This is a genomic window from Desulfosarcina sp. (genome assembly GCF_046496365.1).
In the GTDB taxonomy this organism is placed as follows: Bacteria; Desulfobacterota; Desulfobacteria; order Desulfobacterales; family Desulfosarcinaceae; genus Desulfosarcina.
On record NZ_JAWOHB010000157.1, the window covers coordinates 38,507 to 63,980 of the forward strand.

Sequence of the window (25,474 nt, forward strand, 5' to 3'; positions counted from 1 at the left end):
GAGGCCTTTATGCCCGGTTTTGAGATATTCGGGGACGAAGAACGAAAGGAAGTCAATGATGTGCTGGAAACAGGTGTCCTGTTTCGCTATGGCTTTGACTGGGCCCGCAAGGGACACTGGAAAGCCAGGACATTTGAAACCGAGCTGGCCCGGCGCCTGGGCGTTGACTACGCCCATCTTTGTGCCAGCGGCACGGCCGCCCTGTGCACGGCCATGGCCGCCTGCGGCATTGGCGCCGGTGATGAAGTGATCGTGCCCCCCTTCACCTTCGTAGCCACCATCGAGTCGGTGCTCATGGCCGGAGCGGTGCCGGTGTTCGCCGAGATCGACGAAACGCTGTGTCTCTCTCCGGAGGGGCTGTCATCGGCCTTGACACCCGCAACCAAAGCCGTCGTTCCCGTACACATGTGCGGGGCCATGGCCCGCATCGACGAAATCAAGGCCATCTGCGATAATAAGGGCCTGACACTTTTAGAAGACGCCTGCCAGAGCGTGGGGGCCACGTTCAAAGGCAGGGCCCTGGGCAGCTTCGGCAAGGCCGGGTGCTTCTCCTTTGATCCGGTTAAGACCATCACCTGTGGCGAGGGAGGCGCCCTGATCACCGACGACAGGCAGGTCTATGTTGCCGCCGATGCCTACGCGGACCACGGGCATGACCATATCGGCAGCGACCGGGGTGCCGAAGACCACCTGATCATCGGCGCCAATTATCGGATCAGTGAACTCAACGCCGCCGTGGGTCTGGCCCAGTTAAGAAAACTGGACTGGATTTTGGAAACCCAGCGGCGCAACAAAGCGGCGCTTAAATCCGCCATGCAGGCCATCCCCGGAATCGCATTCCGCCAGCTGCCGGATCCCGACGGGGATTCGGCGACCTTTCTCTCTTTTTTCATGCCGGACGTGGATTCGGCCCGGCAGGCGGTTAAGGCGCTGGCCGCGGCCGGGGTAGACGGCTGTTTTCACTGGTTTGACAACAAGTGGCACTACCTCCGCAAATGGAACCATTTGCATGCCATGAAGGCCGCGGCCCGGCTACCCATTCAGACCATGGCCAATTGTCCGGACTTCGGCAAAATCGCCACACCACGGTCAGACGCCATCATGCAGCGGGCCATCTCCATGCAGATCAAGCTGGGATGGACACCGGATCAACTGGAACAACGTGTCCAGGCGACCGTCAAGGCGATCAAACCCCTCATCTGAAGGAAGAGACCCGCTTTGTGAAAAGGGCCATGAATAGTACGGTTCAGGTATTCGAGGGGGTTGAGGAGTCGAGGATCCAGGGCAAATACACACAAAGGAAAACAAATGTTTCGCAACTTTAAAATGGTCTCCAAGGTAGTTTTCGGCCGAGGATGTTTTTCGCAGCTGGGTGATATTCTGCAGGAAAAAAGGCAGGGCAGTGAGGCCGTGATGGTGTTTCTGGTGGACGATGTATTCAAAAACGGCCCCCTGAAAAACCGCCTGCCGCTCAATGCCGACGATATGATGGTATGGGTCAACGTCGATGACGAGCCCAAAACCGCCAATGTGGACCAGCTCACCATGCAGATCAAAGAACACATGGCTGGAAAACTGGACAGCCACCCCTCGGGGATAATCGGCATCGGCGGTGGCAGCACCATGGACCTGGCCAAGGCCGTCGCACTCATGCTTACCAACCGGGGTTCGGCCGCTGACTACCAGGGATGGGATCTGATCAAAAAACCGGCTGTGTACCACGCCGCGGTTCCTACGCTGTCCGGTACCGGAGCCGAAGTCTCCCGCACCACCGTACTCACCGGACCCCAGAAAAAACTGGGCATCAACTCCGACCACACGGTCTTCGATCAGATCGTTCTGGACCCGGAAATGATCGCCGGTGCACCCAATCCACAGCGGTTTTACACCGGCATGGACTGTTATATCCACTGTGTCGAATCCCTGGAGGGCACCTATCTCAACAGTTTCTCCCGGGCGTACGGTGAAAAGGCCATGGACCTTTGCCGGGAGGTCTTTCTTTCCAGCCCCGAGGATGCGGATGACCGGCTGATGATGGCCTCCTACTGCGGCGGAATGAGCATCGCCTATTCCCAGGTGGGCATCTGCCACGCCCTCTCCTACGGGCTCTCATATGTCCTTGGGACGCATCACGGCATCGGCAACTGCATAGTCTTCGACCATCTCGAAGCCTATTACCCCGAGGGAGTCCGGGAGTTTCGGCAGATGATGGCCGGTCTGAACATCGATTTGCCGCGTAACCTGACGGCCGGCATCACCGATGCCCAGATGGAAAAGATGGTCGACGTAGCCCTGGTTCTCGAGCCCCTGTGGGAAAACGCCCTGGGCAAGGACTGGAAAACTATCATGACCCGGGAAAAAATCAGATCGCTCTATCTGAAAATGTAACCGGTCTTCCAATACTCCGGAGCCGGGAGTCGAGACAATGGAATCAAAAAGTCTGCCGGGCTGCCGCGCTGCTGAAAGGCTGAAAATTCGATGACAGGCGTGGATTGCATCAATCTGGCGCCAACGGCCGACCGACTCGGGCACCGTCGTCGGCAATCCTGACAGATCCGATAAAGGACCGATATGAATCCAAACCTTGTGGCCAAACTGGCCGCCTATACCTCAGCGCACATATCTCGTCCGGTTCAGCGGCTGCAACAGCTGGCATCACGGTTGCCGGGCATCCATTGCGGACGCTTTCCGGGATCGATTTCCGGACCTGCGGTGATTCTCTTCCCCTGCACTGTCAATCGGCTGGGGTGCGGTCTGGCAGGTATCATCGCAGTCAAGGGAAGATCCAACCGGAAACCGGCAAGTGATCCATCGGCATTGGCAGCGCGCGTCGACAGCGCCGAAGCAGCCGGACTGGGAACCCTGCTCCCGCAGACGGAGACCCTGGCCGGCGCTTATCTGGGGGGACAGGCAAACCTGGACACCCTGCTGGCTGAAATCCGCTGCCTCAAACAGGAAGCGCCGTTTGTCAAGCTGTTCAAAGATTCAGACGCCCAGAAATCCTTGGCCGACCTGTCCGGTCGACTGTCCAAAATTCTCGAACGGGAGCAGGCGCTGCTGTCCAAACAGGTGGGCGAACTTGCGACCCGGGCGGTGGATGTCATCGCCGCACGCATCGAGACACTCAAAGACATGGTCTGGTGTCTGGATGTTGAACTGGCCGGCAGCATCGAGCGGATCACCGCACTGATGCCCGGTGGGGCCAACAGCGGGGCCGAAAACCGCATCACCGTTTTCCGGCAGATCAACGCCGTGCTCAACAGCATCGACCGATTGGAAGTTCGCGGGCGGGATTCGGCGGGAATTTCCATTTTGTTCATCATGCCGGCCAAGGCGTATAAAGCACTTTCGGCGCAGCTGGCGCGCAAGGGTCTCTCCCCGGATTTTGAGCAGCGCATGAATCGTGACGTATTGGGCAACACCAGCATCAGCCTGAACCGGTCGACCGGCGATGACGGTAAGCCGATCGTCGCCCTGACCACGGTCTACAAGATCGCCGCCGAGATCGGCAGCCTGGGGGACAATATCCGCTTCCTGCGCCAGCAGATCCAGCAGGACCTGATTCTGCACCATATTGCCGGTGCGCCCTGCACCTTCCACACGGTTTCTTCCCATACGCGCTGGGCATCGGTGGGCGCCATTACCGAACCCAATTGTCACCCGGTGGACAACACCATGGCCGGTGCAACCTTGAAGGACCGCCCCATCATCCACGCCTGCCTGAACGGGGACATCGACAACTACCTGGATCTTAAATCGGCGCGGGAAGCATCCGGGTGCAAAATCCCCGCAACGATCACCACGGACACCAAAATTATCCCGCTGCAGATCGAGCATTACCTGAAAACGGGTGCGGGTGTGGCCGAAGCCTTTCGACTGGCAGTAAGCGATTTTCAGGGATCCCATGCCATCGCCATGCACACCGACCTTGCCCCGGGGGTATTCTTTTTGGCCCAAAAAGGCAGCGGCCAGGCCGTTTTCGTGGGACTGGCTGCAGACCATTATATGCCGGCCTCCGAGGTGTACGGGTTTATCGAAGAGACATCCCATTTCCTGAAGATGAACGGCGAACAGGTGGTGGATGGGAAAAACGGCAAAACCCAGGGCCAGATTTTCATGCTGGACCAGCGCTCTCCGGGGGGACTCGCCGGCATCACTGCCATGTACTACGATGGTACCCCCATCACGCTGACCCCGGCCGATATCAAGCACACGCAAATCACTTCAAGGGACATTGATCGCCAGAATTTCCCCCACTATTTCCTCAAAGAAATTTCCGAAGCGCCCCTGTCGGTCGAGCGCACCTTGCTCAATCGATGGAAGATTGCCGACAGCGATGGCACCAGGCACTACGTTATCCACCTCGACCAAGCAAACTTTCCCCGCTCGCTGGAAACGGCCTTCGCGCAGGATCGGATCCGGCGGGTCTTTTTTGTGGGACAGGGCACCGCAGGGGTGGCCGCCCAGACTTGCGCCGATTTACTGAAATCCTATCTGGCCGATCCCGCCATTCAGGTGCGCGCCCTCAAGGCTTCGGAGCTCAGTGGATTCGAATTGAATGAAGCCGACGACGACACCAGCATGGCCGACACCCTGGTGGTGGCCATCAGCCAGTCGGGAACCACGACCGATACCAACCGCACGGTGGACATGGTCAAGGCACGCGGCGCCCATACCCTGGCCATCGTAAACCGCCGGGACTCGGACATTACCTTCAAGGTCGACGGCGTATTGTATACCTCCAGCGGCCGGGACATCGAGATGAGTGTGGCCTCCACCAAGGCCTATTATTCTCAGATCGTCGCCGGTGCACTGCTGGGCCTGAAAGTGGCCAGCATCAAAGGCCGTCGGTCTACCGAGTTCATTTCGGACCAGATTATCGAGCTGCTGCGGATTCCCGATCACATGCGCAGCGTACTGGCCATGGGCGAGTCGATCCAGGCATCGGCCCGCCGTCTGGCAGCCACCAAGACTTACTGGGCCGCCGTGGGCAGCGGACCCAACAAGTCCTCAGCGGATGAAATCCGCATCAAACTCAGCGAACTGTGCTACAAGACCATCTCCTCGGACTTTGTGGAGGACAAAAAGCACATCGACCTCTCCTCAGAGCCGCTGATCATCGTTTGCGCCGCCGGGTCCAAGGGCACCGTGATCGGGGACATCATCAAGGACACAGCCATCTTCAAGGCCCACAAGGCTGCGCCGGTGGTTATCGCCGACGAAGGCGAAGAACGTTTCACAGCCTATGCGGAGGATGTCTTTCACGTCCCCCGGGTGAGTCCCCAGTTCGCACCGATTCTCAACACGCTGGTGGGCCACATCTGGGGCTACCACGCCGCCCTGGCCATTCACGAAGGCTCCCGTTTCCTGCACGAGGTCCGGGCTTCCATCCACAAGACGCTTGATGATCTCGCCGAACAGGGACTGGATGTCTACGAAGTCATGCTGGAAAAGACTTTCCGTGAGAAGATGGCCGGTTTTTTCCAGGCCTTTCGCAACCGACGCAAGGCCAAGAAGTTTCCCACGGCCATCACCCATGCCTCAGATTTGACCCTCTTGTTCAAATACCTGTCCGGTCGGCTGCCACTGTCCGATTTCGAAATGGATTTCGGCCTCAAGGGAACAGCGAAAAACATTCTCGACACCTTGTTCCAGGTGCTGGGAGACGCCATCAACCTCATGTCACGTCCGGTGGACGCCATCAAACACCAGGCCAAAACCGTTACCGTTGGAACCAGCCGCATCAGCGAACGGGTGGAGGGCATCCTTTTCGACTCCCTCTCCGACCACCGGCTGGACGTCGCCCAAGTGGTCAACCGCAACGTCATCGTCTTGAAAAACATCCAGGGTGTTATCGACACCGTCAAGGGCAGCATCCTTTACCGCATCGACGGCCTGGGCCTGCTGGGCGATCCTACAGACCAGACCACCATTGCCATCCTGAAAAAGACGGGCGTCCTGGCCCAACTACCCTCCCGGGTCGAGAAAGACCCGGTGCTGAAAGGCACCAAACGCATCATCGTTCACCAAGGCAACATCTATATCGGCAAGGGCAGAAAAGACGGCCGCAGCATCGTGGTGATTCCGGCCACATCCGAAGATCCCACCGACGGCAGCCGCATCCGCTACCTATTGCTGCTCAATATCGGATTCAAGGAGGCCATACCGCTGGAGAAAAAAATCAAGGCTTTGGGCGGGAAATACGAACACATCAAGAACATCGTCCAGGAAAACAGCGTCCCCTGGGCCGATGACTACCTGAATGCGGTGGCCGTGGATGACCTGTTCGGCTGGTCGGCGGAAAAGCTGGCCGAGGCAATGGTTGCCGGGCATCGCTGATGTGTGCCTGGGTGGATTGAACCGCTTTTCGGGGACAGTTGCTGTCCTCAGAGATTCGCTATCACCTCGCAGAGCAGCCTGACACCGAAACCGGTGCCTCCGGCCCCGCAATAATCAGAGGCTTTTTTGGACCAGGCCGGCCCGGCAATATCGATGTGCGCCCAGCGTGTGTCGCCGACAAATTCAGACAGGAACAGGGCCGCGACGATCGCCCCTCCCCAGCGGCCATCGCTGACGTTGTTCAGATCGGCAAATTCATTTTTCAGCAGATCTTTGTAATCATCAGGCAGCGGAAGCTGCCAGCAACGCTCGTGGGTTTTTTGTCCCGCAGCCACGATGGCCGCTGCCAGTGACGGATCTTTGGAAAATACACCGGCAATCTTCTCACCCAGAGCGATGACGCATGCACCGGTGAGGGTGGCCAGGTCAATCAGGGTGTCCGGCTGGTAATGCTTGATGGCCCATGCCATCGCATCAACGAGAATCAGCCGCCCCTCGGCGTCGGTGTTGCCGATTTCGATGGTTTTTCCATTGAAGGAACGGATGATATCCCCCGGCCGGATAGCCGTTCCGGAGGGCATGTTTTCAACCAGGGGCATGACACCCACCACCTTGACGGCCGGCCTGAGACGGGCTACGGCCAGCAGGGTGCCGGCCACGGCGGCGGCGCCGGACATGTCCATCTTCATGGTTTCGAGGCCACCGGAAGGTTTCAGGTTGAGCCCGCCCGAATCGAAGGTGACCCCCTTGCCGACCAGGACAACCGTCTTTTTGGCACCCTTGGGTGCATATTCCACCGTCACGAGGCGGGGTTTGGCGCTGCTGCCCTGGCCCACCGCCAGCATGGCGCCGAACTGCTTTTTCTCGAGCCATAGGTCATCCATGACGCCGACTTCCAGCCCGGCTGACCGGGCGGCCTTCTGGATCATCCCGGCAAAGGCTTCCGGACGCTTTTCGTTGGATGGCGTCGTCACCCACTCCCTGGCCAGGAGACTGGCGTCGCAAACAGCGGCTACCGATTCGGACAGAGCCGAAAACCGCTTCTTCTGAGCGCCGGTGGCCATGATAACCACCGCTTTAAGGGGTTCCTTCTCTTTATCCTGCTTGTAGCGATCGAAGATATGATTGCCTAGACATGCCCCTTCCATAAGTGTTCGGAAAAGGGTCTCGACATCGATCGTCAACTCGGAAACCGAGGGTGTGGCAAGGGTCATGTCAGGCAGGGCGGCATTGATGCACCACCTGGCCGCTTTACCGGCAAAGGACCTGAAGGCTTCACCATTCAGGTGGTCGGCTTTTCCGAGCCCAAAAAAAACGACCCGGTTGATGCTGCCGGAAGCGGGTTGAAAAAGGGTGATGACATCACCCGATTTACCGGTCAGGGCGGCCACCGATTTTGCGGTATCGATCAGCGATTTGAGGGTTGAATCGCCGTGAATCTCACGATCTTCACAAACCGGCACCACCAGGGTGTCCACTTTCGCGCTTTTCAAGTTGACGACTTTGACTTCAAGCATAGTTGACCTCTTTGGCAATTGCCCATCTCCAGGCAGAATAACGCGATAATGGCGTCAGCTTGAATGCACCGTCCGGGTCTGACGCCGGATGGTCACCTTTTTCATGACCACCGGTTCTTTGGGCTTGTCCATGGGGCCTGTGGGCAGGGCACCGATTTTCAACACCACATCCATCCCCTGGGTGACTTTTCCAAATACCGAGTGACGATTATCAAGATGCGGTGTCGCCGCCAGGGTCACAAAAAACTGGCTGCCGTTGGTTCCGGGACCGGCGTTGGCCATTGAAAGCACGCCGGCGGAATCATGCCTGAGTGCGGGGTCGAATTCATCCTTAAACTGATAGCCCGGTCCACCGGTGCCATTCCCGAAAGGACAACCGCCCTGAATAACGAAGTCCTTGATGACGCGGTGAAAACCCAGCCCGTCAAAATAATTCCCGCCCCGCGGCGTTTTCTGGCGGCCTTCAGCCAGGTTGATAAAGTTCCACACGGTTTCCGGGCACTCCTTGGCGTACAACTCAGCTTCGAAGGTCCCCATGTTGGTCTGGAAGACTGCAGTGGCCCGTTCGATTTTTTCCTTGTAGTTCTCCTTCTGGTTCGACATCAATTTCTCCTTGTGCTTGGAATGAAAAAAACCACGCCGCATGAGGGCGTGGAATGGTTTGCTTCAATCTTGACCAATATAGGGTCATCCATCCAAGGTGTCAACGTCTGCCGTGGGGTAAGTGTGCCTGCGGACGCAAAGTCAGCCGGTTACGGCGGACGCCGGCCTTCGGGCACCAGACTTCTGTCACCGGGCATCCGCCCTCCCACCACCGGCACCTGCCAACGATTCCAGCTCCCGGTCATACCGCCCGATGACCGACGCCCAGGAATGACGGGCCATCATGTCCGCCAGCACCGTCCGATGGGGCCTAAAACGATCCGGGTGAAGCAGCAGCGTTGCCAGTCGATCCCCCAGGTCATCTGTGTTGCGGTATAAAAACGCAGCGTGGAACTCTTTGGGAAGAATTTCCGGGTAAGCCAGCCGATGGGGCATCAACGGCAGGCAACCATGTCGCATGGCCTCAACCATGGCGATACCGAAGTTCTCCTGAATTGCCGTGCTGACCACGACATGACCCCTCCTGAGCCAAGCCACGTAATCGGCTTTTGATTGGACATAGCCGCAATGAATTATCTTTGCGCCGAACCGGGATTTGGCAGTCGTGAATTCGCAGGGTTCGGCCTGGAAATTCTCGCCCAGAAGAGCCAGGCGGAAATCAATGCCCTTTCGGTCCACCTGGTCAAGGGCCGCAAAAAAGGCCTGCGGATTCTTGTCAAACTCCCAGCGGTGGTTCCAGACGATCAGGGGCGGCCCGGGAGGCAGCGGCGGCGGTTCCTGATGACCTGCATCAAAGTGGCATCCCGGGTAGAGAACACCGGCTTTCTGGCGGATGGATTCAATCACCCAGCCAGGTTTTAGATCGGGCATCCTGCCGATGAAACCGGGAAGCGTGGCGAAAAACTGATCGTAATGAAAACTGGAATTGAACAGGACCCGGTGCGCACAAAGGGCCGTGGTGATGTCGGTGAAGCCGAATTGCAAGTCGAGTTGCTCGCCGGGCGCCAGGGGATAGGTCAGCTGATTCTCATGCAGATAAACCAGTGTCGGCTTACGGCGGCCGCCGCACAGCGCGGTGAAATCGGACAGGCTCATCAAACCGGTGGTAATGATACCGTCAAAGGAGGAAAGGTCCCCGACGGAACGGATAAAGTGAAGTGCGGCGCCGCGCATGCGCCATTTCCAGAACCGTGCGGGCAGTGTCTCCAGCTGGATATGATGGCAGGAATGAGCCGCCAAGCCATCGGCAAATTCTCGATGCGAACCGCCGTAAAAGGGTTCGAGAAACAGAAAACGCATCGCTTGAGCGCCTCATCGAAGATAGGTGGTGCCAGCTTTCTGCGGCTTTTGGATGGTCCACGCGCGCCTGAAGAAGGCATCCGGATGCCCTGCGAGGGTCGATCCGAGGTCAACGCTTGATCCTCAGCGCGTCTATCTCACTTTGAGCGCATTGACCGACCGTTGAAGTTCATTGAAGGGAATCTCTTCAACACGGGCGCTGCCCAAGGCGTCCAGGAAGACAAAATGGATTCGGGCCCCTTCCCGTTTTTTGTCCTTGCGCATTGCCGTGAACAGGGATGGGGCATCCATCGGTGGCAGCACAGGCAGCCCGTAGCTTTCGACGAGCCGCTCCAGGCGCCGGGCGCCAAAAGGTGGCAGCAGTCCTTTCTGCACGGACAACTTGGCGGCCAGCACCATGCCGATACCCACCGCCTCGCCATGGGGAATGCCGGTGAGTTTTTCAATGGCATGACCGAAGGTATGGCCGAAGTTCAATTTGCGACGTTCGCCGCGTTCGCGTTCATCACGGGTGACCACACCCGCCTTGATCTCCACCGACCGGTAGACCAGATGCGCAACGATGGCGTCATTTAAATCCAAAGCGGCATCGCGGTGATTATCCAGAAAATCCACCATGCGAAAATCGGCGATGGCCGCGTGTTTGATGATCTCGGCAAAACCGCAAAGGATCTCACGGACAGGCAGGGTTTTCAGCATCGCCGGGTCGCAGACAACGAAATCCGGCTGGTTGAATACCCCCACCATGTTCTTGTACCCGCCGAAGTTGACCCCGTTCTTTCCCCCCACACTGGCGTCCACCTGCGACAGCAATGTGGTGGCGGCAAATCCAAAACGTATCCCCCGCATGTAAGTGGAAGCCACGAATCCGGTGATATCGCAGACGATCCCCCCCCCGATCCCCAAAAGAAATGTGGAGCGGTCCGCCTCCAGGTCGACCAGCTGGCCGAAGACGGCAGCCACCGTTTCAAGGGTTTTGATCTTCTCACCCAAGCCGATGGAAATGACCGGGCAGACGGGAAACCGATTTTGGTAAAGCCCCTTGACCGTATCGTCAGTAATGATCACCGTGCGGCGCGCATCAAGATACCGCCCCAGATTGTCCAGCGACTCTCCCACCAGGATTTGCGAGGATCCTGACGCGGCCTTCACCACTAATTTTTTCATAAACACACCGCCATTGACAATATCAGGAAATAACCGGCAGCTCCCACTGTTTGCATCTCCCTTAGCACACTCGAATCGGATGGAAAAGCCAAACCGGTAAATCGATCCCATACGCTGTCCGGTCTGCTGTCGATTCTGGTGGAACGTGGAATTCTCTCCGCTGCAAACCGTGAAGCATACGCTGCGCTGGAGGCTTGGCTGAGACACCGAAGGGATGAAAATCGATTGTCTCAAATTGCCTGGTCCATATGGACGGTCGGTTGCTGGTCTGATAGTTGACTTGCCCCCAAAGCCGCTTTGGGTTATGCTGACGGCAGCATTGGAAACACAGAGATTGAGCCAAAATAGGATTTTGTGAGACCGCTTCGTTAACAGCAGAGGATATCACGGCATGTTAAAAAAGATAATCTCCGGAGGTCAGACCGGTGTCGATCGTGCGGCCCTGGACGTCGCCATGCAAAGGGGCATCGCCCACGGCGGGTGGCTTCCCAAAGGGCGCCTGGCCGAGGACGGCAGCCTGCCCGCCCACTATCGATTGCAGGAAATGCCCACGGACGAATATGCAGCGCGCACGGAAAAAAATGTTACCGATTCGGATGGGACCCTGCTCATCTCCCGCGGCAGCCCCACAGGCGGCACCGACTATACCCGCAAAATGGCATTAAAACACGGCAAACACCTGCTGCACATCGACCTGACCCTCTTGCAACGATCGTCGGATGCCGGTTCGCTGATTGCCTCGTGGATTGAGATGAATCGGATCGAAACCCTCAATGTGGCCGGCCCCCGGGCCAGCCACGACCCGGCCATTTATATGGAGACCCTCAACATCATGACCCACGCCCTGAAATGACCCATAAACCCGTTGCCTGCAGCTCATCAGGCTATCTCATCAACAGCAGGCTCACTGCCATCACCAGCATTCCCGCCACAAGGCCAATCAGGCTGTCGTGGCCCTTCCCGTAGGCCCTGCTTGTGGGCAGCAATTCATCGAGACTGATATAGACCATGATTCCGGCGACACCTCCAAATAAAATTCCCATTAGCTGGGAAGGTATGGCGTTCGTGTCGCCGCCGACAAACAGCCGTAGCACCAGGTAAGCGGCGCCCGCCCCCAACGGTTCAGCCAAACCGCTGAGAAACGAAAAGATAAAGGCCTTTCTCCGATTGCCGGTGGCGTAGAAGATTGGCACCGACACGCTGATACCCTCGGGGATATTGTGTAATGCAACCGCCACGGCAATGGCGACACCCAGCGCCGGATCTTCCAGGGCCGCAAAAAAGGTGGCCAACCCTTCGGGAAAATTGTGAATGGCTATTGCCAGAGCCGTGAACAGCCCCATTCGCATAAGCTTTTTGTGACGCGTTTCATCTTCGTGCAACTTTGAAATCAACATGCACTCATTTTCCGGGAGGCCTGAATAGGCCGCCGGTACCGGCGCACATGGATCGTGGAGCGGTGCCGTTTCATCCTCAGACGGTGTTTCATGCGGGTTATCAGCAGCCGGTATTAAATTATCGATCAGGCCGATTAAAAAAATTCCACCGAAAAAAGCCGCGGCATTGACCCAGTGTCCCCAATAATCACCATACTGGGCGGTTAACGATTCCACGCCCTTGAAAAAGATCTCGACAAAGGAGACATAAAGCATGACGCCCGCCGAAAACCCGGTTGCGATCGAGAGAAAGCGGTAGTTTGTCCGCTCTGCCGTAAACGCGACAACGCTGCCTATGCCGGTTGCCATGCCTGCAAACAGGGTGAGTCCAAATGCCATCCAGACTTCATTCATTTCTATGCGCCTTCTGACAGGCGGCAACCGGACAAATCCGTTGTTGCGGTCCAGGAAATTGAAAGGTCATCGATGAAAAGGGTTTTAAATTGAAAAAACGGGAGAAAAATGAAATGGCGGGGTAGACTCACCCGCCATTTCATTTTTAAACGTCAGCGAAATGATCAGCCGTGGACCTCTTCCTTGACGCCAATGGCCATCTTGTAGAGAACAGTCAAGACCAGCGCACCCATGGCATATACGCCCAGGGTAATGCCGATTTCCGGCATGGTGGGTATGTATTCGTTGACCTCGTGCATCGGGTTGGGCACGAAACCGCCCGAAATCATGCCCAGGCCCTTGTCGATCCAGGTTCCCATGATGATCACGATGCAGGCGATGGCCAGGGATGTCTCGTTTTTGCGGGTAGCCGGTGTGACGGTCAACACGATGCCCGTAGCCATGAGGATCATGGAAGCCCACATCCAGGGTACCAGGGCGCCATGGCCGTGCAGGCCCACAAACAGGTACTTGAGGTGGGTGGTGTGGCCCGGGATCTGACTGTAAAAGGCCACAAAAACCTCGCACAGGAAGAAAAAGACGTTGATGCAGATGGCATAGGCCACAGTCTTGGCCAGCGTCTGAATCTGCTGCCTGCCCGGATCGAAATTGGTGTAGCGCCGGATGAACAGGCACAGCAGAATCAACAGGGCCGGTCCGGCGGCAAAGGCCGAGGCCAGGAAACGCGGCGCCAGTACGGCCGTGAGCCAGAAGTGACGTCCCGGCAGGCCGCAGTACAGGTAGGCGGTCACTGTGTGGATGCTGACCGCCCAGGGGATGGAGATGTAGATCAACGGTTTGAGCCAGCGCTGGTAGTGCACACCGTTGCGCTCGGCTTCGAGCACATTCCAACCGATCACCAGGTTCAGGAACAGGTAGCCGTTGAGCACGATGGCATCATAGAACAGCACGCTGTTGGGCGTCGGGTACAACAAAACATTGAGCGCCCGCATGGGCTGCCCAAGGTCCACCAGAATGAAGAGCAGACACATGACGATTGAAGCGATGGCCAGGAATTCACCCAAAATGGTAATCTTGCCATAGGCTTTATAGTCATGCAGATAATAGGGCAGCACCACCATCACGCCTCCGGCGGCCACACCGACCAGGTAGGTGAAGTTGGCAATGTAAAAGCCCCAGGACACGTCCCGGCTCATTCCGGTGATACCCAGACCGAACTTGAGCTGAAGCAGGTAGATTCCAAAGCCGGCTCCGATGATACCCAGCAGGACGACCACCCATCCCCAGTACCATTTGTTTCCTTTTACGGCTAATTCAAGCATGCTCACCTCACACGATGTAGTAGACGGACGGCTCTGTTCCCAGGGTCTGTTTCCGCCTGATGGTGTAGTTTTCCTTCAACAGTTCCCGAACCTCCGAATGCTCATCGTACAGGTCACCGAAGGCCATGGCGCCGTTGGAGGCCTCCACACAGGCGGGCATTTTGCCGACTGCCAGGCGCTCTGCGCAGAAGTTGCACTTTTCAACCACACCCTTCATGCGGGTGGGGAATTCCTTGTTGTTGACTTCGATGAAGGGACGCGGGTCCCTGAAATTGAAGCTGCGTGCACCGAAGGGACAGGCCGCCATGCAGAAGCGGCAGCCGATGCAGCGGTGGAAGTCCATCATGACGATGCCGTTGGCGTTCTTAAAAGTCGCCTGGGTGGGGCAGGCCCGCACGCAGGGAGGATTTTCGCAGTGGTTGCACAGCAGCAGAAATGGTCGGTGCTCCACCTCTTCGTTGAGGAAATTATTGGTTTTGTCGGTGAAGGCGTTATGGTAGTGCGCTTCCCATATCCACATGACCTCGTGGTTTTTGTTTTCGATGGCCGTGGGAATGTTGTGGATCTTGTTGCAGGCCTCGATGATGGGTTCCAGGTCTGCGGCGGTTTGAAGCTTGCGGGTGTCAATGACCATGGCCCACTGTTTGGCCGCCAGGGCACTCTCTCCCTGGGCCACATGGAAACCGGGCCCCGCAGCCCCTCCTGCAGCAAAGGCGTTGAGTACGGGTTTTGCCCCAAGACCCAGCGCGGAAACGCCAGCTATCTGAAGAAAGCGTCTTCTGCTGTTTTTCATCCCTTATTCTCCTTTTGGGTTATCTATGTGGCAATCCCAGCAATAGGGGCTTACTGAAACATAGTTGTGGCACCGGTCACAGAACTCCGCCTTGTTGGAATGGCAGTCCAGGCACGTGTTGGAAAGACTCATGTTGAAGAGCTTGCCCTCGGCGTTGACGAACATGCGCTCCCCGTTTCTGACCACTTCGTGGCGCCACACGTCCAGCAGCCGCATATGCTCCGTGGTCATGTATGCCGTGGGCATGACGCAGGTCTTGGCGGCTTTGGCTCTATCGGTCAGTTCCAGCTCCGGCGCGGGGGCGGCTTTTCCCAGGTTGAACCAGAAGGGAAAAGTAATGATGGCGATAAAGACAACCAGCCCCGCGAGAATCTTATTTTTATCCTTCATCGGCTACTCCTCCATTCCCGGCAGTGGTTCGCCGCGCAGGTCAGTTTCTCTTTCCTTTTCACCGGGCAGGATAAGGGCGTTGGCCACCAGTTCGTGAAGACCCGTCACCTCGACCTCCGGCACCCAGTAACTCATGGATGCGGGCAGTGCCGCGCGGTCGATGGCGCAGACACAGGCCAGCATGTTGACACCGAATTGCTCATGCACATACTTTACTGCGTTGGCCCGCGGAAAGCCCCCGGCCATCCTCAGCTCCATGTTTTCACCGGCGTTGAGACCGGCACCGCTGCCACAGCAGAAGGTCTGTTCCCGGATGGTGTTGGCCGGCATTTCATAGAAATTATTGGCCACGTTCCGAAGCACATAGCGCGGCTCGTCGAGCAAGCCCATGCCCCTGGAGGGGTTGCAGGAATCATGGTAGGTGATGATTTTGTTGTCATTGCGGCCGGGGTCAAGCTCCAGCTTGCCGTGTTTGATCAGATCGGCGGTAAACTCGGCGATGTGAACCATCTTCGTCGAACTGGCGTTTTCGAACCTGGTGCCGGTGATGGGGTTGACCGGTGCTTCCAGGAAGTCAGCCGGGCCGTTCATGGTGTCCATATACTGGGAAATCACCCGCCACATGTGCCCGCACTCGCCGCCCAGAATCCATTTGACACCCAGACGCTTGGCCTCGGCGTACATCTTGGAGTTAAGTCGTTTCATGGTCTCGTGGGAGGTAAAGAAACCGAAGTTGCCGCCCTCAGAGGCGTAGGTGCTCCAAGTGATCCTCAGGCCGTATTTTTCCTTGAGGTAGTGAAACAGAATCATGTAGCCCATACAGGTGTAGGTACCCGGATCGGCAAACACATCACCCGACGGGGTGATAAAAAGGATGTCGGCGCCCTTCTCCATATACGGAGGGGCCACCCGGACACCGGTGATCTCCTCGATGTCGTCGACAAAAAAATCGAGCATGTCCTTGAAGGCATGCGGTTGAATTCCCAGGTGGTTTCCGGTGCGGTAGCAGTTGGCCACCGGGGTGGCGATCCAGTCGATATTCAGGCCCAGCAGGTTCAGGATCTCCCGGCCCATGATGGTGATTTCGGCGGTATCGATGCCGTAGGGGCAATAGACCGAACAGCGCCGGCATTCGGAGCACTGGAACAGATAGTACCACCACTCCTTAAGAACATCCAGGGTCATGGGTCGGGCGCCGCCCAACCGGCCTAAAATCTTGCCGGCGGTGGTGAAATCGTTGCGGTAGACGCTTCGCAGCAATTCGGCACGCAGCACCGGCATGTTCTTGGGATCACCGGTGCCGATGAAAAAATGGCACTTGTCGGCGCAGGCGCCGCAGCGCACACAGATGTCCATGAACACCTTGAAGGATCGGAACTTGTCCAGACGTTCGCGAAAACCCTCGTAAACAATCTGCTGCCAGTTTTCCGGAAGCTTCCAGTCGTCTTCCAGCGGGTTCCAGGGCCGCGCATTGGGTAGGCCCAGGGTTTCGACGCTCTTGGGATTGGAGGCGTAGCAATACATCCCCTTGCGGATATCAACGGGCGTGTCCATCCAACCGGCGGCGGACGGACGATAATCTATCTGTGACAATAGCTCGTCGGGTTTGATCATCTCATCTGCCATTATCTGCTCCTTTTTCCTTAGGCCTGTTCTTCGGGCATTTTAACGACCGGCAGGCCGGCTTCGACCATTTTTTCTCTGAAATCGTCTTCGTACTCTTCATAGGTGTGAACCTTGACAGGATGATTCCAGGGGTTCACGTGCCGAACCTGCCGGGTATTGCCGGTCATGTTCCGGGTGGGGCTGAGAAAGATCCCGCCCAGGTGCATCAGCTTGCTGAACGGAAAATAGGCCAGAAGAATGCTAACCAGAAACATGTGGGCAAAGAACAGGCCGCTGACGCCCTCGGGAATGGTGGGACGAAAGGTCACCAGCCCCATGGTCAGCGCCTTGACGGCAACGATGTCGGTTTTGGAAACATAGCGCATGAAGAGACCCGAAAGGGTAATCCCCATAATCAAAAAAAGCGGGAAAAAATCGGCCGCCAGGGAGATGTAGCGAACCTGTGAGATCATCACCCTGCGCAGGAAAAGGTAAAGTGCTGCGGCGAACAGCACCAGGCCGGACATGTAGACCCCGGGAAGGCCCGCTTGAACGGAATCGTAGAGCACCTCCATGCGCATGAAGCCGTCTACCTGTTCCACAAGGGTGACAAAAAACGGGACCGGCTCAGTGAAAAACCGCAGGTGCCGGACAATCACAGCAAAAAAGGCATAGTGGAACGCCAGGGCTCCGATCCAGAGGAAGAGCTCCAACTGGTAGGTCAGCCGGGTGCCGCCGTTCAGTTGCATGCGCGTGTTGCGAAACAGGGATCGAAAGGTGACAATTTCTAAAAACATCCGGATAATGACGCCAAGGGTTGACGACGGGTTGTCGATCTTGGCCTGCTTGATCCAGGGCATGGACGACTGCTGTCCGCAGGTGGTGGTAATTCGGAACGGCACTGCCGAACGGGCCCATCCCATTACACGGCGGGCAAAACCGACAACGAACAGGATCACTGCCAGATAGGGTATAATGATGCCGAAAACCACCTGCAGGCCCACCCCCTGCTGCGTCCCCACATAAGCGGCCAGAAACAGCACGATAACCGCTATGAGGCTAACCATGTAATTTTTATTCATCGAACCGCACCTCACTCCTTGGCCTCCGGCAGATTAAAATTTGTGCAACCACCTCCCCGCAGTTGGTCCGATGCCACCAGTGACATCGCAACCCTCCCGAAAAGGGGTTTGCGGCAAATTCGGAGCCGCTGCCGGATGCCTGAATCGAAAGATTATAAGGGAAGTTTCAGAAACCGGGCCCGTCTGCCTCGGTTTCAACAATCAATCCTGCTCGTTTCAATGAACCGAAAAACTGCTTTCTGGACTCCGTCGCCTTGAGTTCATATATTTTTTCGCGGCAGGCCATGTATATATCGAATGCCGCCATGGCCATCTCGTCAATCCGCCGGTCGAGGTCATTCAGGTCCACACCCGCATCGCCGCCAGCATTCGGCAGGTGCTGCCGGATGATGGACTTCAGGGAAAAGATAAATTCTGTGGCCTTGGAGGGAGTGAAGGACTGAACGGCCCTGATTCTAAGGAGGGGATCCAGGGCCGGGATCATTACCTCACGCCCGGCGCCTGCAATCAGCGCATCCACCAGTGCAGCGAGGCTCTGGTAGGTCGTCTGTCCCACCGGATTGGCAAACGGATCTTTCTGACTTTTTAGAAAACGCGCTGTGTCGACTGGATAGGAGTCAACCGTGATCTGAAACCAGCGTTTGAGGATCTCCTGTTTTTTGGCCGCCACTGCTTGTGCTGAATTCATCTACGGTTTCACTCCGGTGGCGCCCGTGAACCAACCACGAGTGCTGAAATGGCTGCCTCAGCTTTTACGTTTGGATTGTTGCGGTGGAAAACCTGCACAACGGCTGGAAATAAGCCGAATTCAAAGTCGAACCTATAGTCAACTTGCCATTTTCTGTCAAGGAAAAATAAGCCGCTGCGCGCCGATTGACGGCGATCAGCGGTACATTTTTTTCCATGGAAAGCGACGGTTTTCCCGGGCATTGGCCAGAGCCAGGTACAAGGTGCCCACCACCAGTTCGGCGCAGTGGAAATGATCCTGGGGGAGAGATTCAAGAAAACCGGCCACCTGTTCCGGGGTAACCTCCCAGGCATCATCCACCGCCTTGCCCGCAACCAAGGCAACCACGGCATTGCAACAGGCGTTGGTGTTGAGGCAGCCGTTGATATCGTAGGCCAAGGTGCTGATGACGGCACCGTCGAGGTTCATGAAAAACTCCACCGTATCGCCGCAGTCCCCAACCTTTTTGCCGTATCCGTCAGGTTTTTCGAGTCGTTCGCGGTGGTCCGTTCGAAAAGCCATCTCCAGAAAGGTCAGGGAGTGCTCCTGCCAGAAGTCCGAAGTTTCCTTTTCCGCATCCATGGGGTCAGTGCTCCTTATTGGGACCAGGGGGTTTTTGGTGGCGGATCATAAAAGGCGTTGGCTGCTTTGTCAATACGGGTGGGATGGAATCATATAAACACTTGCGATGTTTACCTATTAATGATATTGCTTGCCAACGTTGCCGGCCAGGGATAAGTTCGAACGCCTTCGACTAAAACCGGCTCGCCATCATACGCACGCCATGTCGGATGCATCCATTCATGGCGCATGCAAAGAATTCCTTGCCCGCGGCAGTTTGGGATGGTATCCGTCACCATCGAAAAACCGCCGATCGCTTGTGCGATCTTTGTCCTTCAATCGCCGTTGAATACGCCATTGGGAAAACCAGCCATGATTGCGAATCCAAACATCTGCAGCTTTGACCGTCCCATGAAAATCCTCGTCTTCCAGCAGGGTGGACGGGGAGAAAGCAAGGTCAAAGGAATTGGGCGATACGGCAAAAACCAGTTCGACATAACGATGGTCACCATCGGCCAGCCCCTGCCCCCGGTGGTGGACGATGCCTCCGAATACCTGCCGCACACCATCGAAGCGGACCTGGTGCTGGATTTTCTCAAACACCCCGACCTGTCCCATGACCTGGCCCTGCTGTGCCAGCGGCTGGGCATCCCGATTGTGGCCTCCGGTAAAAAAACCACCGTGGCAGGCACGCACACCCCACCGGTCTGCTGCGCCCTGGCCCGCCATCCGGAGCTTGGACCCTATAGCCGTTGCTTTGGCGCTCCCGAATTCGATGTCACGGTAAAGGCCGGAAGAATCAGCGCGGTCATGGTGCTGCGCGGCGCACCCTGCGGTGCCACCTGGGAGGCGGCCCAGCGCATAACGGGTTACCGTGTTGAGGAAGCACCGGTGCGCATGGGACTGGACACCCAGTTTTTCTGCACGGCCGATCCGTCAAACTGGGACCCCATCTGGGGAAAAAGTCCGGTCCACCTTGCCGCAGACCTGCATCGCGCGGCGCTGGTGGCGGCGTTGAAAAAAGCACAGAGCGGCCGTGATGAATAATCAGGCTGGCGGTTTGCAGGTCTGCGGGGCGATTGGCCGCAATCAGGGCCGGCGGGATTTTCTTCTGCGGTCCTGGCCGGACCGCCGGTCCTGGTCGGATCGGCGTTCAGGGATGTGGTTGCTGTAGGAATATGAGCGGCGATCGTCTCCCAGACGCCGTCCGCAGTTGTCCATAAGAATCATTTTTCCCACTCTCATTGCTTCAGCAGCATTCATTTATGGTCCTGTCTATTCCTGCAGGCATCGTTAAACACCAGGCGAGTCAGTTGGTTCTGGTTCCGACCGCAATAAACGATCCACCATCGACAAGAACGTCTGCAATTAACATACCGATCGGGATCACTTTTATGTATGCCAACGGATTCAAAATGTTACCGATTTATGTGCGCGTAAGCCCATCGGCCAGATGGAAAAAAAAACCATAAAATATGGGATATTATTTTCACAGTAGCAAATAATTTCACAATACCTGCGGCCCGCTGGGGCGACCCGCCCTACGGATTCCACGAGACGACAAACTGTTCCAGGGCCGCAAGCGCCGCCGGCATGTCCTTCCGGCCGAATCCGATACGGAAATGGTTGCCCCCGTCGCCATACAGGTTGCCGGGCAGCAGAAGCACGCCCTGGCGATTGACCAGCTCGTGGCAGAAGGTGTCGACCGCACTGCCGGTCAGGCGGACAAAGGCGATGGGGCCCGCCGTGGGCCGCACCCAGGCAAAGGTGGTGTCATGGCGCCAGAAAAAGGCGTCCAGAATCTTCAGATTGGCGGCGATGATGCCCAGGTTACGCTGGACCAGCCGCTGACGATGGCGCAGGGCGATCGCTGCCAGAAACTCACTGGGCGCGCTGTTGCAGATGGTCGTGTAATCCTTGAGGGCAGCCATCTTGTCGGCGATGTCGGCATTGCGGGTGGCTACCCAGCCGATGCGCAGGCCCGGCAGGCCGTAGGTCTTGGACATGACACCCAGAGACACCGCCTGTTCGCTGAGATCGCAGGCGGCCGGCAGTCGATCGCCAACCGAATATTCCGATTCCCGGTAGACCTCGTCTGAAAAGAGCAGTATTCCCCGTTCGTCCAGCATCCGGTTAAGCCGGCAGAATTCATCCCGAGGCATCAGCCAGCCGGTTGGGTTGTGCGGGGTGTTGATGATGACGGCCCGTGTGGCCGCCCGGATGTGACCCGTCAGGTCATCCAGGTCAAGCCGCCAGCCTTGGTCTTCCCTGGCCTGCCAGAAGGTCACCTCGCATCCGATGCTGCGGGCCACTTCGTGTAAGGATTGATAACAGGGCCCATGAACAATTACATGGTCCCCGGTGGTCAGGGCGGCATGCATAAACAGATAAATGGCCTCCTCGGCGCCGGTGTGCACCAACACCTGGTCCGATCCGATGGCATCGTAAAGACGCGAGATTTCCTGTCTGAGCGCCGGTGCCCCGCGCGACTCGGTGTAACCCAGCCAAAGGCGTTCCAGGGCGCTGCCGGCGCCCACCTCGTAAGCGAGCAGGTCGTTGACGGTCACCGATTCACAATCCGAACTGCACAGCAGGTGGCGAACATTGAACTCGTAGCGGGCGAAAAAGCGTTCGAGCTGGAAGGGGGGCAGTTGCATTGCGTTTTCCTTGGGAGTGTTCAGTTTATCGACGGCGTTTTGTCCGGGCCACATTGGTAGTGCTTCCGATTCGTCGTCCGGCGAAATTGGGTGCCGCCGTCGGTTGCGAGCCGGTTGGCGCCGATCTCTGACGTCCGGAGGCTGTGGATCTTCGCAATGGATTTCCCCCGGCTGCCCTGAAAAAAAGCGATTCGAGATGCTCCGCCTTCAACTCCTTGAGGGCGTCACGGATCAGCTGCCGGTTGGACGGGTTGCCATACTGAACCAGGGCCCGCTGCATCTTGCGCTCGCGGAAGGTTTTGGCTACATACAGACGCCTGCCGGTGAGCGGATCACGCGTCGTGTGGTACATGGCGCCGGACAGGGTCAATGGCAAGGGGATGAAGTCCTGGACCTGTTCGGGGTGCATGCCCCGCTGGAGCAGATAGAGAGCCATCTCCAGAGCATCTTTCAAGGTTGAACCGGGGTGCGCGCTGATGAAGTAGTTGACCAGGTATCGCCGTGCAGGCAGGCGTTGGTTGATGCGGTTGAACTGGTTGACGAAGGCGTCGTAGGCGGCTAGGGGCGGTTTGCCCATTGCGGCGAGCACCGGCTCTGACACGTGCTCAGGCGCCACCTTCATTTGACCGCTGACGTGGAAGCGGCACAGCTCTTCGAGACAGGCATCCGTAGCGTTGTCGCCGAACAGGTCGTGGCGGAATCCGCTGCCGATGAAGGCATGCCTGACTCCCGGGATCGCCCGGATGCGCCGGTACAGGGGCAGGCTTTTTGCGTAGCCGGGATCAAGGCTGGAGCAAGTCCGGGGAACCATGCAGCGTTTGTTGCGGCAAAAGCCCCGCTTGGCCCAGCGCGGGCAGTCAGCGCCGTAGAGGTTGGCGGTAGGACCACCCATATCCGTAATCGTTCCCCGAAAAGCCGGGTCCCGGGCCAGTCGCCGGGCTTCGTCAACGATGGAATCGACACTGCGGCTCTGAACCATGCGTCCCTGGTGAAAGTAGAGCGAACAGAAGTTGCATTCACCGCTGCAGCCACGGTGGGTGACCAGGGAGTGCCGCACCGTCTCCAACCCCTGGACACCGCCGGCGGCATCGTAGATCGGATGCCATCCGCGCCGGTAGTCGAGTTCGTAAATGCTGTCCAGTTCAGCCGGGGAAAGCGGCATGGGCGGCGGATTGACCACCGCATAGCGGTCGCCATGGGCTTGAACCACCGGCCGGGCGGTGACCGGATTCTGTTCCCCGTAATACAGTTTAAAGGCCCGATTGAACAGTTCGGGGTCGTCGGCGACCGCCTCGTACGAGGGGATGGCGAGGAATTCACCTGAAACGTGCGGATCCTTGCGGATGACCGCCGTTCCCGGAATGGTATCGAGCCCGTCGATGGTCTCCCCCTCCGACAACCGGCGGGCGATCGCCACCACCTGGCGCTCACCCATACCGTAGACGAGCATGTCGGCCCGGGCGTCGAATAGAATGGATCGCCGCACGCGATTGTCCCAGTAGTCATAGTGGGCCAGCCGGCGCATGCTGGCCTCGATTCCGCCAATCACAACGGGAACCGCCTTAAAAGCCTGGCGCACACGGTTGGCATAGACGACAAGGGCCCGGTCGGGGCGCAGTCCGACCTTGCCGCCCGGTGCCAAATCGTCCTTTCGGCGGGGTCGCTTGTTGGCCGTATAATTGGCCACCATGGAATCCACATTGCCCGAGGTGATGCCGAAGAAAAGTCTTGGCCGCCCCAGGCGCTTGAACGCCTCGACCGTACGCCAGTCAGGCTGGGCGATGACGCCCACCCGGTACCCTCGGGATTCCAATACCCGGCCGATCAGGGCCACCCCATAGGCCGGATGGTCCACGTAGGCATCGCCGGTGATCAGGATGACATCGAGTTCAGCCCAGCCCCTTTGGCGCATCTCCGATCTCGACATGGGCAGGAAGTCATTTTGCATGGCAGTCCCAGTTTCTGGATGGGCCTTCAGGTTCAGCCGAACCCGAACAAATTGCTCGATCCCCGCTTTACAGCTGCTTGGCAAAAAAAAGCGCCCCGCCGGCGTCATTGCGGTAGGTGGCCTGGGCAAAACCCGCCGCGGCGTATACCTTCATCGCCCGATGGTTGTTTTCCAGGACTTCAAGGGTGACTTTGCAGCATCCCATCCCCCGTGCCTTGCACTCCACCGCGGTCAGCAGCTGCCGGCCGACACCCCCGCCCCGGCGGCCGGGCAGAACAGCCAGATCGTGGATATTGATCACCGGGCGGGCCGCAAAGGTTGAAAAACCGACAAAGCAAACGGCAATGCCGGTCGGCTCACCTTTTTCGAATGCCAGATAAATCAGCGTGGTGGGATGTTTTTTCAACCCGGGAATCAAATTCTCTTTTACATCGGCCGGCAAGGGGCCGCTGTTGCCCATGGGGTCCCTGGCGTAGGCATCGATAAGGTCGAGCACCATTTTCTGATGATCCTTGCGATTCAGGTCCGCCTCTACAATTTCAACCGATTCCATCGGCACGTCGCTCTCTTTTGCTGTCATTGGGCCCTTTCGGTTCGTGCAGTCCGCGAGGACATAATTCAATTCGCGCCGCCTGTCAAAACAAGCCTGCCGTTTAAGGAAAAAGGTCCCCTGGTCCTCGATCCGAACCTCGATCCGGAATAGACCGGATCTTGAGGATATCCCTTGAGCCCCTTAATCCGATGGTGTAACAGGAGATTCGTAGGCATTTTTTTGTATCCAGCCCGTGGGAGGTTTTTGTGGCAATCTATTACATCGACGGTGAGTTCGTGCCGGCGGAAAAGGCGGTCATCCCGGTGGACGACCTAGCCATCCTGCGCGGCATCGGCGTATTCGACCTGCTGCGCACCTATGACGGCAAACCCTATTTTCTGGACGCCCACATCGACCGGCTGGAGACCTCGGCCCTCAAAATCGGCCTCAGCCTGCCCTGGTCCCACGACGACATCGCCGGGGTGGTCAACCAGACCCTGGCCAGGAACGATATCCCCGAAGCCAACATCCGCATCGTGGTCACCGGCGGATCCAGCACGGATTTCATGAATCCGTCCGGCAGCCCCCGGCTGCTGGTGCTGGTGTCTCCGGTGCCGCGACTGCCCGATCACTGGTACACCAGGGGCGTCAAGATCATCTCCTGGGAGGTGGAGCGCCCGATTCCCGGCGCCAAGAGCATCGACTACATCTCGGCCAGCCTGGCCCTTAAAAAAGCCGCCGCCGAAGGCGCCATCGAGGCCCTGTACATCGACCGCAACGGCCTGGCCCTGGAGTGCACCACCTCCAACATCTTTGCTTTCATCGCGGACAAGCTGGTGACCCCCGGACGGGGCATCCTCTCCGGCGTCACCCGCAAGGTGGTGCTGCAGCTGGCCGAGGGACTGTTTCCCATCGATGTCCGGGACATTTCCCGCACCGAGTTGCTGGCAGCCGAGGAGGTATTCATCACCGGAACCAGCAAGGGGCTCGTGCCGGTAATCCAGGTGGATGAAGGCATCATCGCAGACGGGCGGCCGGGCCAACGGACCCTGCAGCTCATGGCCGAGATGAAACGGCATACGGAAAAAAAATAGCCGCGGGGCGTGCCCGCCCGAATGCAAAGATTCCCAAGCGAGGGATGC

The 25,474-nt window shown here is 57.7% G+C and carries 21 protein-coding genes; 6 read left to right on the forward strand and 15 right to left on the reverse strand.

Annotated elements, in window-relative coordinates; all coding sequences use genetic code 11:
- The first annotated feature begins 9 nt into the window (after positions 1-9).
- The 3 genes from R6V78_RS16090 to R6V78_RS16100 all read left to right on the forward strand — a co-directional run bounded on the left by R6V78_RS16090 (position 10) and on the right by R6V78_RS16100 (position 6,339).
- Positions 10-1,203: a DegT/DnrJ/EryC1/StrS family aminotransferase gene (locus R6V78_RS16090; protein ID WP_410290399.1), complete on the forward strand. Its 1,194-nt coding sequence runs from the start codon at positions 10-12 to the stop codon at positions 1,201-1,203.
- A gap of 105 nt (positions 1,204-1,308) precedes the next feature.
- Positions 1,309-2,388 (forward strand): iron-containing alcohol dehydrogenase family protein, encoded by a 1,080-nt coding sequence (locus R6V78_RS16095; protein ID WP_410290400.1) that lies wholly within the window; start codon positions 1,309-1,311, stop codon positions 2,386-2,388.
- Positions 2,389-2,571: 183 nt separating this feature from the next.
- Positions 2,572-6,339 carry an SIS domain-containing protein gene (locus R6V78_RS16100; RefSeq protein ID WP_410290401.1) on the forward strand — a complete coding sequence of 1,256 codons (3,768 nt, stop codon included), beginning with the start codon at positions 2,572-2,574 and terminating at the stop codon, positions 6,337-6,339.
- 47 nt (positions 6,340-6,386) lie between these two features.
- On the opposite strand, the gene R6V78_RS16105 is transcribed toward R6V78_RS16100, so the two are convergent.
- From R6V78_RS16105 to aroB, 4 genes are all read right to left on the reverse strand, one after another.
- The gene (locus tag R6V78_RS16105; RefSeq protein ID WP_410290402.1) at positions 6,387-7,874 is read right to left on the reverse strand and encodes a leucyl aminopeptidase; all 1,488 of its coding nucleotides are present in this window, start codon (positions 7,872-7,874) and stop codon (positions 6,387-6,389) included.
- Positions 7,875-7,910: 36 nt separating this feature from the next.
- Positions 7,911-8,459, reverse strand: coding sequence for a peptidylprolyl isomerase (locus R6V78_RS16110; protein WP_410290403.1), 549 nt, complete (start codon positions 8,457-8,459; stop codon positions 7,911-7,913).
- A gap of 186 nt (positions 8,460-8,645) precedes the next feature.
- Positions 8,646-9,758 (reverse strand): DUF3524 domain-containing protein, encoded by a 1,113-nt coding sequence (locus R6V78_RS16115; RefSeq protein ID WP_410290404.1) that lies wholly within the window; start codon positions 9,756-9,758, stop codon positions 8,646-8,648.
- A 132-nt stretch (positions 9,759-9,890) separates the two neighbouring features.
- Complete coding sequence (gene aroB / locus R6V78_RS16120; RefSeq protein ID WP_410290405.1) at positions 9,891-10,925, reverse strand: 3-dehydroquinate synthase; 1,035 nt, start codon at positions 10,923-10,925, stop codon at positions 9,891-9,893.
- Positions 10,926-11,316: 391 nt separating this feature from the next.
- Between aroB and R6V78_RS16125 the strand changes: the two genes are divergently transcribed.
- The gene (locus tag R6V78_RS16125) at positions 11,317-11,778 is read left to right on the forward strand and encodes a putative molybdenum carrier protein (RefSeq protein WP_410290406.1); all 462 of its coding nucleotides are present in this window, start codon (positions 11,317-11,319) and stop codon (positions 11,776-11,778) included.
- 31 nt (positions 11,779-11,809) lie between these two features.
- On the opposite strand, the gene zupT is transcribed toward R6V78_RS16125, so the two are convergent.
- The 8 genes from zupT to R6V78_RS16165 form a co-directional block, all read right to left on the reverse strand.
- Positions 11,810-12,715: a zinc transporter ZupT gene (gene zupT, locus R6V78_RS16130; protein ID WP_410290407.1), complete on the reverse strand. Its 906-nt coding sequence runs from the start codon at positions 12,713-12,715 to the stop codon at positions 11,810-11,812.
- Positions 12,716-12,879: 164 nt separating this feature from the next.
- On the reverse strand, positions 12,880-14,037 hold the full coding sequence (dsrP, locus tag R6V78_RS16135; protein ID WP_410290408.1) for a sulfate reduction electron transfer complex DsrMKJOP subunit DsrP: 1,158 nt from the start codon (positions 14,035-14,037) through the stop codon (positions 12,880-12,882).
- Positions 14,038-14,044: 7 nt separating this feature from the next.
- A complete protein-coding gene (gene dsrO, locus R6V78_RS16140) occupies positions 14,045-14,830 on the reverse strand; it encodes a sulfate reduction electron transfer complex DsrMKJOP subunit DsrO (protein WP_410290409.1) in 786 nt (261 codons plus the stop codon).
- A gap of 3 nt (positions 14,831-14,833) precedes the next feature.
- Positions 14,834-15,220 carry a sulfate reduction electron transfer complex DsrMKJOP subunit DsrJ gene (gene dsrJ / locus R6V78_RS16145; protein WP_410290410.1) on the reverse strand — a complete coding sequence of 129 codons (387 nt, stop codon included), beginning with the start codon at positions 15,218-15,220 and terminating at the stop codon, positions 14,834-14,836.
- A 3-nt stretch (positions 15,221-15,223) separates the two neighbouring features.
- A complete protein-coding gene (dsrK, locus tag R6V78_RS16150; protein ID WP_410290411.1) occupies positions 15,224-16,846 on the reverse strand; it encodes a sulfate reduction electron transfer complex DsrMKJOP subunit DsrK in 1,623 nt (540 codons plus the stop codon).
- A gap of 17 nt (positions 16,847-16,863) precedes the next feature.
- Positions 16,864-17,907 (reverse strand): sulfate reduction electron transfer complex DsrMKJOP subunit DsrM, encoded by a 1,044-nt coding sequence (dsrM, locus tag R6V78_RS16155; RefSeq protein WP_410290412.1) that lies wholly within the window; start codon positions 17,905-17,907, stop codon positions 16,864-16,866.
- A gap of 166 nt (positions 17,908-18,073) precedes the next feature.
- Positions 18,074-18,595, reverse strand: a complete 522-nt coding sequence (locus tag R6V78_RS16160; RefSeq protein ID WP_410290413.1) for an RsbRD N-terminal domain-containing protein — start codon at positions 18,593-18,595, stop codon at positions 18,074-18,076.
- A 195-nt stretch (positions 18,596-18,790) separates the two neighbouring features.
- Positions 18,791-19,216, reverse strand: coding sequence for an iron-sulfur cluster assembly scaffold protein (locus R6V78_RS16165; protein ID WP_410290414.1), 426 nt, complete (start codon positions 19,214-19,216; stop codon positions 18,791-18,793).
- 351 nt (positions 19,217-19,567) lie between these two features.
- Between R6V78_RS16165 and dfsP the strand changes: the two genes are divergently transcribed.
- Positions 19,568-20,242: a DUF166 family (seleno)protein DfsP gene (dfsP, locus tag R6V78_RS16170; protein ID WP_410290415.1), complete on the forward strand. Its 675-nt coding sequence runs from the start codon at positions 19,568-19,570 to the stop codon at positions 20,240-20,242.
- A gap of 494 nt (positions 20,243-20,736) precedes the next feature.
- On the opposite strand, the gene R6V78_RS16175 is transcribed toward dfsP, so the two are convergent.
- From R6V78_RS16175 to R6V78_RS16185, 3 genes are all read right to left on the reverse strand, one after another.
- Complete coding sequence (locus R6V78_RS16175; protein WP_410290416.1) at positions 20,737-21,852, reverse strand: aminotransferase class I/II-fold pyridoxal phosphate-dependent enzyme; 1,116 nt, start codon at positions 21,850-21,852, stop codon at positions 20,737-20,739.
- 25 nt (positions 21,853-21,877) lie between these two features.
- Positions 21,878-23,800 carry a YgiQ family radical SAM protein gene (locus tag R6V78_RS16180; protein WP_410290417.1) on the reverse strand — a complete coding sequence of 641 codons (1,923 nt, stop codon included), beginning with the start codon at positions 23,798-23,800 and terminating at the stop codon, positions 21,878-21,880.
- Between the two features lie 67 nt (positions 23,801-23,867).
- A complete protein-coding gene (locus tag R6V78_RS16185) occupies positions 23,868-24,380 on the reverse strand; it encodes a GNAT family N-acetyltransferase (protein WP_410290418.1) in 513 nt (170 codons plus the stop codon).
- Between the two features lie 218 nt (positions 24,381-24,598).
- Here R6V78_RS16185 and R6V78_RS16190 point away from each other — a divergent pair, with 218 nt between their 5' ends.
- Positions 24,599-25,426: an aminotransferase class IV gene (locus tag R6V78_RS16190; protein WP_410290419.1), complete on the forward strand. Its 828-nt coding sequence runs from the start codon at positions 24,599-24,601 to the stop codon at positions 25,424-25,426.
- Positions 25,427-25,474: the final 48 nt, after the last annotated feature.

Bases quoted from the DNA above. Each gene is read 5' to 3' on its own strand.
- R6V78_RS16090 (WP_410290399.1), top strand. From the start codon at position 10: ATGCCCGGTTTTGAGATATTCGGGGACGAAGAACGAAAGGAAGTCAAT.
- R6V78_RS16095 (WP_410290400.1), top strand. From the start codon at position 1,309: ATGTTTCGCAACTTTAAAATGGTCTCCAAGGTAGTTTTCGGCCGAGGA.
- R6V78_RS16100 (WP_410290401.1), top strand. From the start codon at position 2,572: ATGAATCCAAACCTTGTGGCCAAACTGGCCGCCTATACCTCAGCGCAC.
- R6V78_RS16110 (WP_410290403.1), bottom strand. From the start codon at position 8,459: ATGTCGAACCAGAAGGAGAACTACAAGGAAAAAATCGAACGGGCCACT.
- R6V78_RS16115 (WP_410290404.1), bottom strand. From the start codon at position 9,758: ATGCGTTTTCTGTTTCTCGAACCCTTTTACGGCGGTTCGCATCGAGAA.
- aroB (WP_410290405.1), bottom strand. From the start codon at position 10,925: ATGAAAAAATTAGTGGTGAAGGCCGCGTCAGGATCCTCGCAAATCCTG.
- R6V78_RS16125 (WP_410290406.1), top strand. From the start codon at position 11,317: ATGTTAAAAAAGATAATCTCCGGAGGTCAGACCGGTGTCGATCGTGCG.
- zupT (WP_410290407.1), bottom strand. From the start codon at position 12,715: ATGAATGAAGTCTGGATGGCATTTGGACTCACCCTGTTTGCAGGCATG.
- dsrP (WP_410290408.1), bottom strand. From the start codon at position 14,037: ATGCTTGAATTAGCCGTAAAAGGAAACAAATGGTACTGGGGATGGGTG.
- dsrO (WP_410290409.1), bottom strand. From the start codon at position 14,830: ATGAAAAACAGCAGAAGACGCTTTCTTCAGATAGCTGGCGTTTCCGCG.
- dsrJ (WP_410290410.1), bottom strand. From the start codon at position 15,220: ATGAAGGATAAAAATAAGATTCTCGCGGGGCTGGTTGTCTTTATCGCC.
- dsrK (WP_410290411.1), bottom strand. From the start codon at position 16,846: ATGGCAGATGAGATGATCAAACCCGACGAGCTATTGTCACAGATAGAT.
- dsrM (WP_410290412.1), bottom strand. From the start codon at position 17,907: ATGAATAAAAATTACATGGTTAGCCTCATAGCGGTTATCGTGCTGTTT.
- R6V78_RS16160 (WP_410290413.1), bottom strand. From the start codon at position 18,595: ATGAATTCAGCACAAGCAGTGGCGGCCAAAAAACAGGAGATCCTCAAA.
- R6V78_RS16165 (WP_410290414.1), bottom strand. From the start codon at position 19,216: ATGGATGCGGAAAAGGAAACTTCGGACTTCTGGCAGGAGCACTCCCTG.
- dfsP (WP_410290415.1), top strand. From the start codon at position 19,568: ATGATTGCGAATCCAAACATCTGCAGCTTTGACCGTCCCATGAAAATC.
- R6V78_RS16175 (WP_410290416.1), bottom strand. From the start codon at position 21,852: ATGCAACTGCCCCCCTTCCAGCTCGAACGCTTTTTCGCCCGCTACGAG.
- R6V78_RS16180 (WP_410290417.1), bottom strand. From the start codon at position 23,800: ATGCAAAATGACTTCCTGCCCATGTCGAGATCGGAGATGCGCCAAAGG.
- R6V78_RS16185 (WP_410290418.1), bottom strand. From the start codon at position 24,380: ATGACAGCAAAAGAGAGCGACGTGCCGATGGAATCGGTTGAAATTGTA.